14 protein-coding genes are annotated in these 16172 nt (G+C 46.8%); 7 read left to right on the top strand and 7 right to left on the bottom strand.

Annotated elements, in window-relative coordinates; genetic code table 11:
- Both AC3WRW_RS20125 and AC3WRW_RS20130 read left to right on the top strand, forming a co-directional pair.
- On the top strand, window positions 1-231 hold the full coding sequence (locus AC3WRW_RS20125; protein WP_492548082.1) for a hypothetical protein: 231 nt from the start codon (window positions 1-3) through the stop codon (window positions 229-231).
- Between the two features lie 51 nt (window positions 232-282).
- Window positions 283-1638, top strand: a complete 1356-nt coding sequence (locus tag AC3WRW_RS20130; RefSeq protein WP_492548083.1) for a GerAB/ArcD/ProY family transporter — start codon at window positions 283-285, stop codon at window positions 1636-1638.
- Between the two features lie 142 nt (window positions 1639-1780).
- On the opposite strand, the gene AC3WRW_RS20135 is transcribed toward AC3WRW_RS20130, so the two are convergent.
- Complete coding sequence (locus AC3WRW_RS20135; RefSeq protein ID WP_492548084.1) at window positions 1781-2872, bottom strand: ParM/StbA family protein; 1092 nt, start codon at window positions 2870-2872, stop codon at window positions 1781-1783.
- Between the two features lie 201 nt (window positions 2873-3073).
- On the opposite strand from AC3WRW_RS20135, the gene AC3WRW_RS20140 reads away from it, so the two are divergent.
- The 3 genes from AC3WRW_RS20140 to AC3WRW_RS20150 all read left to right on the top strand — a co-directional run bounded on the left by AC3WRW_RS20140 (window position 3074) and on the right by AC3WRW_RS20150 (window position 5393).
- On the top strand, window positions 3074-4096 hold the full coding sequence (locus AC3WRW_RS20140; RefSeq protein ID WP_492548085.1) for a M23 family metallopeptidase: 1023 nt from the start codon (window positions 3074-3076) through the stop codon (window positions 4094-4096).
- A gap of 5 nt (window positions 4097-4101) precedes the next feature.
- Window positions 4102-4554 (top strand): bactofilin family protein, encoded by a 453-nt coding sequence (locus AC3WRW_RS20145; protein WP_492548086.1) that lies wholly within the window; start codon window positions 4102-4104, stop codon window positions 4552-4554.
- A gap of 104 nt (window positions 4555-4658) precedes the next feature.
- On the top strand, window positions 4659-5393 hold the full coding sequence (locus AC3WRW_RS20150) for an HAD family hydrolase (RefSeq protein WP_492548087.1): 735 nt from the start codon (window positions 4659-4661) through the stop codon (window positions 5391-5393).
- Between the two features lie 74 nt (window positions 5394-5467).
- Here AC3WRW_RS20150 and AC3WRW_RS20155 read toward each other — a convergent pair whose 3' ends face one another.
- Window positions 5468-6376 (bottom strand): ABC transporter permease, encoded by a 909-nt coding sequence (locus AC3WRW_RS20155; RefSeq protein WP_492548088.1) that lies wholly within the window; start codon window positions 6374-6376, stop codon window positions 5468-5470.
- Between the two features lie 19 nt (window positions 6377-6395).
- Window positions 6396-7328, bottom strand: a complete 933-nt coding sequence (locus tag AC3WRW_RS20160) for an ABC transporter ATP-binding protein (RefSeq protein ID WP_492548089.1) — start codon at window positions 7326-7328, stop codon at window positions 6396-6398.
- Window positions 7329-7457: 129 nt separating this feature from the next.
- Between AC3WRW_RS20160 and AC3WRW_RS20165 the strand changes: the two genes are divergently transcribed.
- Together AC3WRW_RS20165 and AC3WRW_RS20170 are read left to right on the top strand one after the other, a co-directional pair.
- Window positions 7458-8660 (top strand): sensor histidine kinase, encoded by a 1203-nt coding sequence (locus tag AC3WRW_RS20165; protein WP_492548090.1) that lies wholly within the window; start codon window positions 7458-7460, stop codon window positions 8658-8660.
- 87 nt (window positions 8661-8747) lie between these two features.
- A complete protein-coding gene (locus tag AC3WRW_RS20170; RefSeq protein ID WP_492548091.1) occupies window positions 8748-9440 on the top strand; it encodes a response regulator in 693 nt (230 codons plus the stop codon).
- A gap of 300 nt (window positions 9441-9740) precedes the next feature.
- On the opposite strand, the gene AC3WRW_RS20175 is transcribed toward AC3WRW_RS20170, so the two are convergent.
- The 4 genes from AC3WRW_RS20175 to AC3WRW_RS20190 all read right to left on the bottom strand — a co-directional run bounded on the left by AC3WRW_RS20175 (window position 9741) and on the right by AC3WRW_RS20190 (window position 16062).
- On the bottom strand, window positions 9741-10211 hold the full coding sequence (locus AC3WRW_RS20175) for a hypothetical protein (RefSeq protein ID WP_492548092.1): 471 nt from the start codon (window positions 10209-10211) through the stop codon (window positions 9741-9743).
- A gap of 120 nt (window positions 10212-10331) precedes the next feature.
- A complete protein-coding gene (locus AC3WRW_RS20180; RefSeq protein WP_492548093.1) occupies window positions 10332-12479 on the bottom strand; it encodes a hypothetical protein in 2148 nt (715 codons plus the stop codon).
- Between the two features lie 14 nt (window positions 12480-12493).
- On the bottom strand, window positions 12494-13867 hold the full coding sequence (locus tag AC3WRW_RS20185; RefSeq protein ID WP_492548094.1) for a beta-barrel domain-containing protein: 1374 nt from the start codon (window positions 13865-13867) through the stop codon (window positions 12494-12496).
- Window positions 13864-16062 carry a peptidase domain-containing ABC transporter gene (locus tag AC3WRW_RS20190; protein WP_492548095.1) on the bottom strand — a complete coding sequence of 733 codons (2199 nt, stop codon included), beginning with the start codon at window positions 16060-16062 and terminating at the stop codon, window positions 13864-13866. Before AC3WRW_RS20190 ends, AC3WRW_RS20185 begins: the two co-directional genes overlap by 4 nt.
- Window positions 16063-16172: the final 110 nt, after the last annotated feature.

The raw sequence follows: 16172 nt of genomic DNA on the forward strand, positions 1-16172 counted from the left end.
ATGGATGGCATCTTTATGCTATGTTTTCTGGTTACCATGGCAGGCTCGCTGCTCATCGATCAAAGGATGCTCAGGCAAGAGAAAGGATCGATCAGGATCACTTACGGTATTTTCACGTTTCTCGCGCTAGGTCTCTTCTTCAGCAAGTATATGCATTGGAACATTCCCATGGCATCGCGATTCTTCATTCATACGGTTTCACCTTGGTTTGCTCGCATCATTGGCACCTAAGGACTACGGATTTAAGGGAAAAAGGCGGTAATCACCATAGATAACAAACAAGTGATCAATCAGCGGCAGCTCTCCTGGTTAGCTTCCTCCGTCATCACAAGCGGAGGGATTCTTAGTTTACAAAATGTCATGATCCGCATCTCCCAGATGGATGCCTGGTATAGTTACTTGCCATCTGCCTTCTATGTTTTTGCAGTCGCGAGCTTTTTCGGTTACATTACAAGAGTTTATCCTCAAAAAAATATTTTCGAAATTTCCATAGAGGTGTTGGGCCGCATCTGCGGGACGATCGTCAATCTGATCATGCTGTTTCACTTCTGGCAAATCGTCATGCGGGACACTTCGTCCGTTGCAAGGTTCAGTACGACGCTGCTGCTCCATAATACGCCGCTTGAAATACTCATTTTACTGCCCTGCCTTCTGCTCATATATTTTGGTAAAAGCAGTGTGGAAGTCATCGCCCGGGTCAATGATTTATTCTACCCGCTCTTTGTCATAACCGTACTGATGATGCCGCTCCTGCTGACGAACGAGGTTCATATACAACTTGTTACGCCTGCGATGACTATGCCGATGCCGCATGTTGCCGCCAGTTCCCTGCTTACGATCGGCAACGCCGGAGACATCTTCATTCTCGGCGCCTTTCTTCATATGATGTCTAACGCCGACCAAGTCCGTTCTTCCATCCGTCACGGATCACTGCTTGGCATTTTTCTGCTCACCTTGTCGGTCTTCTTGATCCTGACCGTTCTCGGACCCAAGATGCCGGGGAATTTCCTATACCCCCTCTACAACTTGGTCCAAACGATTCATATCACCGACTTTCTCGATCGCGTGGATCTCATCATTCTGATGATCTGGTTTCCGACCATTGCCTGTAAGGTCATCGCGATCTATATGGCGCTTCTTCTCGGTATTTCTTCTATTCTGAATAAGCGCAACTATCCGACAATCAACAAGCCCGTTGCACTGTTCATCATGATCACGACGCATATGTCTTTCAAAAGTACAACCGAGCTGCTAACGTTCTCTAACTTCAGCACGCCTGTCATTGTCCTTGCCTATCAACCGCTCATCATGGTCATTCTCACCGTGGCCGCTATGCGGCAAAAGAAGAAACATCCGTCAACGAGCAATCTCGCTTCCGGCGGACAGCCTCCCTCCGTGAATCCGTCGCAGAAGATCGGCCGCCTGAGTGAGCGTTTCTCGTACAAGCAATGGCTGTGGGGCGGAAATGTGCTCATTTCTTTAGCAGCCCTTTGCTTGTTCATCGGACTTCTGTTCAGTAAGCACCAAGCCAAAGTCGGCAGCGTCTGCGCATTCCTGTTCTCCGCCTGCCTGCTGCTGAGCGCTTTGACCACCTATATGGAGGTGAGCCAACTGAAGCAAGCGGAAGCCAGCAAATAACAGGGCGCACAAGGATAAACGACTTCGTCGTCCTTTCAGGACGAGCGCGTTTGTCAAGGTAGATGCGAAGCAAAAGTATAAAACTTATACTTTTTTTATCTACTCAAAAAAAGCACCTGATGAACAGGTGCTTGCACGTTGATTAGACAGAAGCTGTTTGCGGTAACCGGCTTTTGGCCACTTTCAGGTAGCCGTACATATTCAGAAATTCGCTTTCATTCGCGAAACGCAATTTGAGTGAACCTGCCGCCTCCTGAATGTAGGGTCTTAAGGCTGAAGCGCCTCCTCCGATGACATAGAAGCACTGAATGTCCGGATATTTGCGCCAGCGTTTCTTGATCATTTCGATCATTCGCAACGCAGCGCGCCGGAAATGCTGATCCACGATCGGCCGAATGTCCACTTGCCCTTCGCCTAGCAGTTGGATCGTGAAATTTCGGTTCTTGATGCGCTGCACGAGCTTTGCCCGGCTTGGAAACACATAACCGTAAGCATCTTCGACATCGCGAATGATAGCGTCCAGATACGTCGCGATGCCAATTTGCTCGCCATGGCTGAAATGGTTATCAATCGCCATGCGTTTGATGACAGGAAAATCGGTGGTCAGAGCGCCAATTTCGCAAACGCCGATAACGCCGTTGTAAATTTCTTCGTCCTTCACTTGCAGACTGTCATGCGTAGCCAAATGGAAAATAGCTGCGGCGCCTTCAATGGAAACCGCTACCTTGCGGATGGATACTTTAATTTTGCGGTTATGTAATTGCGGTGTGGAGAGAAACGTCACTTCATGCTCGCCAAGCAGTCTTTGTTCGAATTGTTGACTGTATTTCGCGAATGCGCGGACGGGCAGACCCGTACCCAGCGTATACTCGACTTCGTCCGCACTGCCATATCCGGTGTTAAAAGCTTGATTCGTAAGGCCTTGATAGGCCAGCGCAGTTAGCGCCACGATCAGGGATTGGTCCGAAACCGCTTTATTATCGGTATCTTCAAGCTCCAGGTTATCTTCGTGCTCCAACGCGAGCTGCCCGACAAAATAACGCTGATTTCTTTGCGAAAGAGAGGGACTGTAAATCATGACATCGAGCGCTTTCCATGGGGAATCCTCTTCCTGCAACATATGCCGTTCATAACCAGGCGCGATAATATTCGGGATGACTAACGGTTCCCTGGAACCGTCCAGAACCAGCTTAATGCTGTCGTTACCAATATCAATACCTGCAAGCTTAATCATGATTGCCTCCACTCCAAATCTGCTGTCTTTCCTGTAATTGTTAAGAAGATTCGATTATATTCGACGCTATTCCTTCCTACTTTAGACTCATTTTAACTAGGACCCGTAGGTATTAGGAAGGTTTTTATCGGATAATGACGAATGATGTTGGTAGGCAAACATTACCAAATTCAACTACGACAAGGAGACAAATTAGCCTTTATGAAGCTCAAATGGAAGCCAAAAAAACTGACGCTGGTCATCATCCCCGATGCCAATCAATCGGTCGTCAGATTTCGAGTACCCCATTTATTCGCTTACATTGCGGCAGCATGCTTCGCTTTGCTGCTCCTTATTACACTTATTACCTATGCGTTGCAAGCGCACACTTCGAAGAAAGCCACTGCGCTGCAGGCTAAACTAAGCGGGGCGAACCAGCAATGGAATGCTACCTTAACCTCCAAAGACAAGACTATCGAACAGCTGCAAAATGAAGTGATACAGTTATCCCAGCAAGCTGAGCAGATGAAATCGCAAGTAGAAGAAATGAAAAAACTTGAAAATGATCTCAAATCCATTGCCGGAATCGATACGAACTTGGCGGGCAAAGCGGTGGCCATTGCTTCGGGCGATACGCAAGCGGCTGAGGAACCGTCGTCCCCCGCTGCCGTTAGCGGAATCGGCGGAAGTCCTAATCCAGCGTCTCAGGAAGCTATTATGAAGCTTGGCGAGCAGACTTTAGCCTCTTTTACGGCGCTTAACAGCGAAGTGAAAGAGCTGCAAACCAGCTTAATCGAAACGAAGCAAAAAGTGGCCGATAAACAGCATCTGCTCGCGATCACGCCAACGCTGTTTCCGACGAACACCAAGGTCGTCACCTCGACGTTCGGTTACCGGACCGATCCCTTTACAAAACGCCCGAGCTTTCACTCCGGCATTGATTTCGGAGCCAAAGAAAATGATGCCGTCTACGCTACCGCTGACGGAAAGGTCGTCAGTACCGGGAAAGATATCTACCACGGCAATAACATTGTCATCGAGCATTCCAAGGGCCTGCGCACTTGGTATATGCATTTAAATAAAATTCTCGTCAATAATGGAGACAACGTAGTCAAAGGCAGTACGATAGGGCTGGTCGGCTCCACAGGGCGCAGCACCGGCCCCCATCTTCATTATGAAGTGCTTAAAAACGGAGAAAGCATTGATCCTAAACCTTACCTCAAAGCGAATCGAAAGGAAGATTAGACACCATGTTTAAATCTAAGAAGAGCCTCATGAATCCGAATACGACAGATACGTTGATCGGAGAAGGGACCACCTTTGAAGGCCGCATCAAATCTGAAGCCAGCATTCGCATTGAAGGGGGCATCACAGGGGACATCGAGTGCGCCGGGGACGTCATTATCGGGGAGCGCGGCGTGGTGAGATCCAACATTTCCGCCAGAGATGTCATTCTTGCAGGCAATGTCCATGGCAACATCACCACGAAGGGCAAGCTGACCATTACGTCAACAGGCTCGCTGCAGGGCAATATTAGCGCAGCTTCCTTTATCATCGAAGAAGGCGGGCTCTTCCAAGGGAACAGCAAGATGGAGACAGCTTCCGTTCCTGCAGCACCTCAGCCAAAAGGCGATTTGGACAGCGGCAATCAGCCTGTACCCGCGGCAAGCACTCCATATAAAGGGAATACCATTGCGATGTAATGATTGGCATTATGAAGACTGCCCTAGGAGATGCGGTAGGAGCATGGTATAATAGTTGGAAATTCAATTCATTTCATTTCTAACTGACGCAGGAGACATGGCCTATGAAAGAACAATCCATCCTATTTGATCTAGATGATACATTAGTGCATTGCAACAAATATTTTGACGTTGTCATTGACCAGTTCGTCGATCTCATGCTCACCTGGTTTGCCGGACATGGGCTTAACGCGCAGGATATTAAACAAAAGCAGCTCCAAATCGACCTCGCCGGCATTCATATTCACGGCTTTATGCCGGACCGTTTTCCGAAGTCGTTCGTTGAAACGTATCAATGGTTCAGCGGGCATTTCAACCGGAAAATGAGCGCCAAAGAAGAATCGTGGCTGATGCAATTAGGCCACACGGTGTACGAGTACACCGTCGAGCCTTATCCGCTAATGAACGAAACGCTGGATCAGCTTCAGCAAGCCGGGCACCGGCTCTTTCTTTACACGGGCGGCGATGCTTCGATTCAGATGAAAAAGGTGAAGGATTTGAGCCTGGACACCTATTTTCATGACCGAATCTTTGTAACGGTGCATAAAACCAGGGAATTCATGGAAACGATTATGCATGAGCAAGGCTTTGATCGCAAACATACTTGGATGATCGGCAATTCGGTCAAAACGGATGTGCTGCCTGCTCTTCATGCGGGCATCCACTCTATTCACATTCCAGTCGAGCAGGACTGGGCGTACAATACAGGAACAATCGATATTGCGCCTCAAGGTGCATTCTATCAACTGGGGTCTTTGCAGGAAGTTCCCGCTACCATTCAGTCCTATATTACGAAGTAAGTACTGGCAGACGCACAAAAGACGATTCCAAAGGAGCAACTAACCTTAAGAATCGTCTTTTGTGTATTCGGAGCCTATGCTGCTACGTCGCGTCTGCGGAATATTACCCAGGAAAGGAGATTAAACAGCAGGAAGTAGATGACGAGCACAGTAATCGAGAAGCCAAGGGTCATTCCTTCTGCAACCGGCTGCCCTTCCAAGTAGGGCGTGAGATCCGTATTGGCGAACAAGAAATACTTGCCCCAGCTGTATCTCAAAAGCAGCATGGTGATGATCTGCCCCGCAAACATAATGAAGATGCTGAAGCCGATAGCCAAGGAGGAACTGCGGAATACCGTCGAAATCATAAAGGCGAGCGTCACAATCATGACCAGCTCGATCAGCTTCAGTCCGTATGTTGCAAACGTATAGACCAGCATGCTCCCTTCATGCACTTGCCCTGCCGCATCCGCGGTCAGGTGCGGCAGATTGATGTTTTGAAAGCCATACAGGAACCCATTCACAATAATCGACGTGATAAACATCACGATTAACAAGGTCGCCGCAAACAGGAGCGTTGTGACATATTTGGATAAAAGAATTTTAGCCCGGCTGGCAGGGCGAATCAGCAGCAGCTTAATCGTCCCCCATGTGAACTCCCCGGCCACCATATCACCGGCAATGATGACGGTAAAGAGGGTCACTACCATAATTAAGCCGGATGCCCGCAGTGCTCCGCCCCAGAGGGTATTCTCGGCAGGCGGGTAATTATGGTCCAGCATATACTGCTGAATAACCATCTTTTCCTTCAGCTGCTGTTTATATTTATCCGGCAGTTCAGGATTTTCCAACTCTTTCTTGTTATGCTCGATCGTATCGGCAGCCTGAACCTTCCAGCTATTGTTGTCACCGGTCCCCGGATGCGAAACCAGCGCAGCCTGGACAACAATAATGATCAACAGCAGAGCCAAGATCCACGTCCGCAGCCTGCGATAAATTTTCATCTGTTCATTTTGGATTAAATTAAGCAATCGGGTCACTTCCCGTCATCTCTAAGAATTGATCCTCCAGCGACTTCGTGGCCGCCCGAATCCCGTAAACCGCTATCCCCGCCTCTACGAACCTTTTGTTCCATAAGGCGGTTTCTTCCCTGTCCAGCTCCAGGACGAGTTCCTGATTCACGACTTCGGCATTAATGGAATGAGCCGCCGCCAAAGCCAATGCTTGATCCAGCGATCCCACTTCAAAAGCAGTATGGAGCTTGCCGTCTGCTCCGGCATACTCTTTGATCAGTCTGACGTCTACCAGTTTGCCATTCTGAATAATAGCGACCCGGTCGCACATGAGCTCCATTTCTGAAAGCAAATGGCTGGAGACGATGACCGAGATGCCATCTTCGCGCGTCAGCTTGCGCAGATGATCGCGCAGCTCGCGAATGCCGGCTGGATCCAAGCCGTTCGTAGGCTCATCGAGAATGAGCACATCCGGCTTATGCAGCAAAGCTTGGGCAATTCCGAGCCGTTGCCGCATGCCCAACGAGTACGTTTTCACCTTGTCGTGAATGCGGTTTTCCATGCCTACAAGCGCAATGACCTCATCGATGCGGTCCTTTCCTATTCCCGGAAACATCCTGGCGTAATGCACCAAATTGTGGTACCCGCTCAGAAATTTGTACATTTCCGGGTTCTCGACAATGGCCCCGACATGACGAATCGCCTGCTCAAAATGGGTCCGAATCGAGTACCCGCCGATCCGGATATCCCCTTCCGTAATGGACATGAGTCCGACCATCATGCGAATTGTTGTTGTTTTGCCTGCCCCGTTCGGTCCCAGAAAACCAAAAACTTCTCCTCGCGGGACATCGAAGGATAACTGATCAATAATCGTTTTCGTGCCGATTCGTTTCGTAATTTTCTCAATTTGAACAATGGGCAATTGTTCTTTCGCTGCTGCCATTCTCTCACTCCTCTTCGTCAGTCATAACAGTCATATCCCGGCCCTCTGACAATATGACTGCGCTCACTATAGTTTTTGCCAAATCTTTTGTACAATGTTCTCATACGAATCTGTCTAAGGAGTCCGCCTATGATTCAAAGAAGACCGTGGCATGGCGTGGAGTGGTCCTTATTTATCGTTTTGACCGGCTCTGTACTGCTTGGCCTGCTCTACGCGCTGCTCCATATGAATGAAAAAGAGCATGGCAACATCCTTTTAACGATATTAGCCCTGCTGCTTTCCTATGGTGTTCCATTCTTATTCTGGAGACCTAACTATATCAATACGACCTGCTATCCGATTTCCGTTCTGCTCGCGGGCATTCCCCTACAAATCTATCTATCCTGGATGCAAGAGGATGCTTACCTTACTATTAATTGCCCATTAATGGTCATTGGATTCCTCACCGATCGAAAAAATGCTTGGTGGGCCGTTCCCCTCTCGTTGGTTGCGATGCCTGTCGCCTATTTCTTAACCCTTCACTGGGATATGGGCGTTGGCGAGCTGTTTAGCATTATCCTTAATGGCATATTGTTCTTCGCCATCGGCCTAAGCTTGCAGCGGGTTGTCACTTCCAATGAGAAGACGGAGAAGCTGCTGGCGGAGAATCAACGTCAATACCATTTAATCCATGAGCAAAATAACGCGTTGGAACAGTACGCCAACCAAATCGAACAGCTGACGCTGCTGGAAGAACGCAATCGGATGGCACGCGAGCTGCACGATACCGTGGGACATACGTTCACTTCCGTCATCATGGGCATGGATGCCGTTTCTTATCTGATTGAATCCGCACCTGACAAAGCCAAAGAAAAGCTGGACGTCCTGCGGGGAGTCACCCGGAACGGACTCGAAGAAGTTCGGCGCAGCATTCATCAAATGGTGCCCAAAGAAGGCGATATGCTGCTCTCGCAACAATTAACGAGGCTTGCTAACGAATTCGCCCTGCACACCGGTACCCAAATTCGGTTCACGACCGTGGGGGAAGAATTTGACATTCCAAAGCAAACCAAGCTCTCCCTCATTCGCTGCCTGCAGGAATCGCTGACGAATGCCAAGCGGCATGGCCGGGCCGCCTCCGTCGATATCACGCTAAATTACGGTGCTGACGGGGTAAGCATCCGCATCGAGGATGATGGCGTCGGGACCGAACAGCTCAAGGTCGGCTTCGGCATTAATGCGATGCAGGAGCGGATCTTTGCCCTGCAAGGCACCTTGCAGGTAAGCTCGGCCGCCGGTCAAGGGACCGTCGTAGAGTGCTTCATTCCCGCTAGGCACCTGCCGGCGCTCTAAAGCTGCCTTTCGCGCAGTAAGCCGCGGGTGGTACAATGACAATATCGTAACATCACTTTAGCAAGCAACGATTAGGAGGAATCCCGCATGAACCCCACTCCGCTGAAACTGCTCCTGGTCGATGATCAGGATTTGATAAGAGAAAGCCTCCATATTGTCCTGGGCATGGACCCTGACATTGAAGTCGTCGGACTGGCCGAGAACGGCCTCTTCGCGATTGAGCAGTGCGAAGAACATCGTCCTGATGTCGTCCTGATGGACATTCACATGCCCGTCATGGACGGAGTCGAAGCGACGCGCAAAATCAAAGCGGCATGGCCGCAAACGCGCGTCATCATCCTGACCACCTTCCAGGAAATCACTTATGTCGTTGATGCCTTAGGGACCGGGGCCGAGGGCTATTTGCTCAAGGCCATTCATCCGAAGGATTTGGCCGCCGGCATCAAATGGGTACACCAAGGCGGCACCCTCATCCCGCAGGACATCGCGCGAATGCTCGTCCAGCAAGCCAAGGGCGCTGCCGAGCCTGCCGCTTACGACTCCGATGCGTCAAAGCCGGCTGGCGAGGAGCCTGCCCGCACCGACGCTTACGGGCTGAGCGAGCGCGAAGTGCAGGTGCTGCACTGCATCGCCGACGGATTGAACAACAGGGAAATCGCTGAAAAACTGTTCCTGTCCGAAGGTACTGTGAAAAATTACATTTCCAGCATTTACTCCAAAATGGACGTCCGGGATCGTGTTCAAGCGTCCAAGAAAGCCCACGAGGAAGGGATGCTGTAAGTAAAGGGCAATACAAAGCAGCGATACAAGCTATTCTTGTGCCGCTGTTTTTACTTTTTGGCGGAGGGATGCAGGCATAAGCACTTTGCTGTTCGTGATTTCTCTGCATGGACTTTAGGGAGACCCGGTAATACTGGCAGCAGGACTCGATAATGAGGCGCCGCCTTGCTTTTATAATAACATAACCATATTGAGCCCTTCTGAACGGACTATTAACAAAGTATTAATTCTTTTTTCTGTAAAAATCATATGGCTGTGGACCGAAGTCCCGCTATTTCAAGGCTCGCCAACCGACTGTGACTAATCGAAAAGCCTCTCGATGAAGCCTTTTTTTCTTTTGCGGATTTTTCGGTAACTGTTCACCCGGGAATACGTGGGCTGATCCTCCGGGAGTGATTGTTCTTCCGAGTGCAGTGTCACTGCTGTCGATGGCGCTCCGATAGTGCCCTGCTGCTCGATCCGTTCTTCTTCCCCCGAAGGGTTCTGCTTTCCCACCATCCGATTGATGATCTGCTCGTAGAGCTTATGTTCCATCTGATGATTCATTTGCCGGAGCAGCTGCTCCTGCTGTTTGTTATGGAGTTCAACATGCTCATGAAGCTGCGATTGAAGCTCCGTCACCTGCCGGGAGAGGAATATGACGGCTTTTTGCAGAGATATCAGATGCTGTGCCCCTATCGGCTCATCCTCGTCTAACTGCGGTGCTTCCTCGCCAATCTCGGCTAGCAGCGCATTCAGCTCTGCCGGCGTCATGAGATCCTCTTTCTTCATGTGCTCCCTCCATTTCCGGTTCATGTTGCAGTGAGAGTCCCACTGCGTGTTCATCTTATTGTACATGAAGATTCGGAAATGTTCACCTTTTTGATTACAAACAATTCGCTCCTTTTTATTCTAGTCTAATGAAGCAAACCAACTAACCGGTTTACTTGTTATCAATCTTCTGTGCCCCCTATAGTCATCATAAATATTCAACTGATACTTACCTGAGAAGCTAATATGCGTTATGAATTCTTCATCGCGTGTCTGCATGGTATATTTCCCATTTCCCAATCTTATCAAATTGTTTGAATCCAGGGCTGTTGTTGAATCCATATCTTCCAAACCGATGTGTTCGGAGAAACTAACGTCTGTTTTTTCATCTTTGATCTCAACATATAGAGAATGGCCTTTTGTGCTCGCTTCAATGAATGCATCTTTACTTAACTCTGTATGAAAGCTGACGCTGAGATCCCCTGTCAACAAATTTGCACGTGTAGTGAACGCAGACAGGCTTAACTGGTAAGGGAATAGATCAATTTTCTTTAAAGTATGCTGCGCTTCCTTCTCAGTCTGAGGCACCTCTAATGCAACAACATCATAAAACGCATCAGCCTGTTGGCCGATAGAAGCTACTTTGTCACCCTTTACCGATTGTCCGATTAGCAATTGCAGTCCTGTTTTGCTCATACCTTTCGGGACTATCGCTTCAACGGATAATAATGCTTTACCTCCAGGTATGATCCTTTTAGATGGTGCCGATAGACTTGTCGAAAATAAGGTGCCGCTTGAATCCCTCAAAAACGCTGTTAGATTGGGGACATTTACATATCTCTCTTCCTTATTCTCCATTTCTATATTGGAGATAAACAAGTCCGATGTTTCACTCGTATACGTGCTCACATCTTTAACAGAATACTTAGCACGTCGCCCTATCTGATCTACGCTCAGAACATACTGTTTTGCAAAATTCGAAATACCAGAAAAGGCCGCTTCACGAGTAAACTCAGCCAAGTCATTCATCGATTTGTCCTCATCCTGCTCTTGCAATACAAATGTCATTTTCGTTATGGACGATTGGTAAGCTACTTTACCTATTGCTTGAAAATGAATGCCCGAGTTTCCTGCAACACTCGTTAAATCGTCACTTTGAACAATGACCGCTTCAATCTTCACTTTATCGTCAAGCATGAAATAACCGGTCAGTTTAGGAATGGGTAACGACCTTGATCCATTATTACGAATGGACAAGTCCCACGATATTAAATCCTTATCCTCCCACGGAAGCCTTTGAATCGTATGCATATCTGCAGTATAAATACCGTCACGTGTTGAAAAATCCACAGAACTATGTGCCGTGGCAGCCCCCGTTGTCTTTGCTACTAGCCCAAAAGCCGAGATAGGAACGATAAAGGCCTCCGATACTTCTTGACCTTTCACTGGAATATATTGCGCAAAAAACAATTCCCCTCCCGTATTTATATTGTACTCCGCAGGAATTGTTGCGGTTAATTGTATTTCCTTGGATTCACCAGGTTGGATCGGCGCTTTTTTTCCTGATTTACCCAGCTCTGCAGGGTATAAAGGCCCCTCAGCAGTGCGTACATAATATCGTAAACTCGGAATATCAAAAGAAATACTTCCTTTATTAAGCAATTTTATATAAACCGTTACAAGCATATTCTTGTCATTGTTATTTAAAAGAACTCTACTTACCGATGCCTCGGCTGCGACGCCTGAAATTTGAAACAACTTCTTATCTCCGTAAGGCGCTGCTGCCGAATAGTTGGAATCTGCTGCGTGTATATCCCCAAGAACACATTCGTAGTTCTCCTGAGTAAAATCCCATTTAAACACGCGGATAATGAGATCGTTCGCTTTTAACGTGCTACTAACCTGGCTATAAAAAGTAAAAGTCCGATTCGTCCCTGCTCCTATCCGGGTATTATTCTTGTCCTGAGGAAGCATTTGAACCATATAGGAGGAGCCTGCGTCCGTTAACAAACGCACCCAATATTCGTTAAAATCGATCTCATGAGACCCTCCGTTATGGACCGTCAAAGTAAAGCTGACACTGGCATTTGCCGTACTGGAAGGGAAAATGTAGACATCCGACGCTCCTATAAAGCTTACTTGATCTAAGTAAATAGTACCAAAGGCAGTTGTCCCCTTTCCCTCCTCAGCAAACACTTTTGATCCGGTATTGCCCTTTCCTGCAGCTATCACCAATAAAAAAAGAAGCAGCGCCATCAGACACCGCTTTTGCCACACCCTAAATAACACACAATTCACATCCTTTATTCTTTTAGATCTATTTTTTCTAGCAAATAGTATAGAATTTTTTTGCTGCTTGTAACGACATTCGCTTCAGCAATCATCCCCGGTTTAATGCTGGCGGCTTCACCTTTGCTGTTAAACAATGGCTTATTTGTAATAGCCGCCTCTATGGAATAGAAACTTCCTCCGTTCTCCGCATTGACGATAGCATCCGCTCCAATAGATCGAATCGTTCCGACTAATTCGCCGTATTCCTTGTATGGAAGCGCTAGAAAGTGATACTTGATAGAATCTCCAGGCTTAATTTTCGCAATATCTTTATTGGATAATGCCACCTGTACAACGTATTCGGTATTATTTTCCGGAACAATTGTAACAAACTCTGTTCCTGCCGCAAGCAGTTCACCCTCTTTTAAATCAATCAAAACATTGATAATTCCATCCGATGGAGCCTTTATGACACGATCATCTATATTCAATTTGGATACAGAAAGCTGCTCATTCAGTTTTTTAATTTTATCTTGATCGCTTTGAATCAAATTGTTCAACTCTACATAATTTTTGTCAGAATCCAGCTTATTCGTCTCAAGCTTTCGCTTCGTCTCCTCAATAGAAGAACGTAAATTTAATTGAAATCCGTTTGTGAAGTTATCCAAGTCCAGCTTGGCATCATCCAACTGTTTTTGGGCCGCTTTAACATCCTCCGTAACCGCTGTTTTTGTAACCATCGTGTATGTATTTTCCTGCTGCCTGACTGTATTTTCCAGCTTCTTCTTCTTAAGGGTATAGTCCGTGTATTTATTTTCGTACTCGGACCCGCTTCCCTGGAACAAGTTCCGCGCCAATCCTACGGATTCCTCAAGAAGCGTCAAATCTGCAAGCGATTGTTCCAACTGCACATAATTGTTTCTGTTCCTGTTCACCTCAAGTATCAGATTCTGCAAGGAAACTTGATCCGATCTCAAGTCTATTTGTTGATACTCACCGATCTGATCACGTCTCCGTAGCATACTTTCTTTGAATTGGAGCAAGCCTGCTAATTCCTTCTGTGTCTTGTCGTAATCCGTTTGCAGAAAGCTTGTTTGAACTTCGAGATCGCTGCTTTCCATAACAAGAAGGATATCCCCTTTTTTTATCTTTTCTCCAGCTGCATAATGCACTTCGCTTATTTTTCCATTTACCTTGCTTTTAATCGAGCTTGCCTTCTCATTGGGCCTTACAACGCCATTTCCTTTCACAACGATATCTACCTCACCAAAATAGGACCAAATAAGAGCAACTGCAATTAGTGCAACAAGTAAGTACAAAAACATTGAAATAGCAGGATGAGCCTTGGCTTCATATAGCTCGCGGCTGTCTGTCATGTCTTCCATATTTCTAAGAATTACACTCATAGCGCTTCCACCCATTTGTCCGTTTCATTGGCAATTGCAATGCCCGGCAACTGATCTTTCCAAAGCTCGTAATACTTCCCTCGCCACTGCATAAGTTCCTGATGAGAACCCGTCTCGATGATCTCGCCTTTATCCATGACAAAGATGCGATCGCAACGCATGATGGTGCTTAGTCTGTGAGCAATGATAATGGTCGTAATTCCCTCAAAATCATTAATCGTGTCAGAGATTGCTTTCTCGGTCGTAGAATCGAGATTACTCGTTGCTTCGTCCATAATCAAAATATCGGGTTTTTTCAGAATCGCTCTCGCGATGGCTAGGCGCTGCTTCTGCCCGCCTGAAAGATTAGATGCATTTTCTTCCAACATTGTGTTGTAACGCAGCGGCAGTTCGTTGATGAAATCATGCGCTTTGGCTATTTTGCATGCCCCTACGATATGCTCTAGTTCGGTTTGATCATCTATGCCCAGACAAAGATTATCGCGAATGGTCCCGCTGAAGAAGAAATTGTCTTGCGGGAGATAGGCAATTTTGTTCCGTAGGTCGCCTACATGAATATCCTTGATATTGTTGCCGTTAAACAGGATTTCTCCTTTTTCGGCGGTATAGAAATTCATGAGTAATTTGATCAACGTTGTTTTGCCCGAACCGCTCTCGCCAACAAAGGCGACTTTTTCACCCGCGGCGATGGACAGATTCAAATTCTTGAGCGTCAGTTGTCTGGTACCGTAACGGAAATCCATTTTATTTATGGTAATCTCGCCTTTAAGTGTCGTTGGGTGGATCTTTCTGTCTTCGTCTGTCGATTTCTCGGGGGCAAGATCCAGAATTTCCCCCAATCTATCTGCCGCGACAACCGCTGTTTGCATAGCAGTCTGCAGATTAATGAGATTCTGGATAGGTTCTAGAAAATAAGCGAGCAAGGCATTATAGGAGATAAGTTGTCCCATTGTTAGATTTCCCTGCATGACTTCATATGCGCCGATCCACAAAATAACAATGCCCCCGATTGCTTGAACGAATCCTTTTAGCGAGGATTGTATGTTATGAGAGAGCCCAAGCTTGAAAATAGTCCTGAGCAGCCCGACAAACTTGGTCTCCGTTTGAAAGTCCGCTTTTACTTCCGCATTATAAGCCTTTACGGTTTCAATACCATTGATCGATTCGACAATATAAGAAGTAAGCTGAGCGTTTTTCTCCATCTGATCCCGATTAATTCGCTCGAATGGTTTATGGAACGCCCACACGATTGCTGCATAAATCGGAACCATAATTGCCGTTATTCCAAATAGGAAAGCATTCTGCGAATACAAAATAATGCCGCCAACCACGACCATAATCGTGTCAATCATCATTGTTAACGTCGCTCCCGAAATCATATCCCGAACTTTTGAAGCATCCTGAAGCCGAGAGATGACTTCCCCTGTTTTTCTAGCTCCGAAAAAATTCATTGGCAATTGCAGCACATGGTGGTAATAGCCCAGTATGAGCGAAACATCTAATTTCTGACTTAAATAGAGAAGAAGATGACTGCGAAAAGCATTAAGAAGAACTTTAAACACTGTCAGTAAAATGACGCCAATTGAGATAATATGGAGCGTCTTTTGCAAATGGTAAGGAACAATTTCATCAAGCAAAAAACGGAAGTAAAATGCGCCAAGAATGCCTAACACTGTGTATAAAAGAGAGGCAAGAAAGATGCTAACAAGCAGCCTCTTATGGGGGAGCAAAAGTCCAAAAAAACGTACAAAAAACCCTTTCGTATGATCTCCCTTTTCAAAGGTCGGAGAAGGCACCATCAGGATGAGAACTCCCGTCCAGATTTTGAAGAATTCTTCGGGTGTATATTTCACAATGCCTTTCGCAGGATCGGCAATGATGATTTCTTTTTTGGTTATACGGTGGATGACCACATAATGGAGTAGGGATTGATCGATGATGACATGAGCGATAGCAGGGAGAGGGAACGGTTCAAAGAAAGCTTCTTGATTGCCTTTAACTCCCTTGGCAGTAAAGCCTAGTTGTCCTGCTGCTTTAACCAAACCTAAAGCGCTTGTTCCTTGCTTGTCGGTGCCCGCGACTTCTCTGATTCTGGAAATTGGATATTTGAGTCCATGTTGTTTACAGATTGTTTTCAGACATGCTGCTCCACAGTCATTCGTGTCTTGTTGCAAAATATTATTATATTTTCGCATTTATTTGATTTCCTTTTATATGACATTCACTTGACTATTAGGAAAATGATTACTGCTTTCTATTTAATGAAAATAGTACTAACGATAGACCGATGCTCAAGAGTAAAAGG

It is taken from the genome of Paenibacillus sp. FW126-R14 (assembly GCF_058789495.1).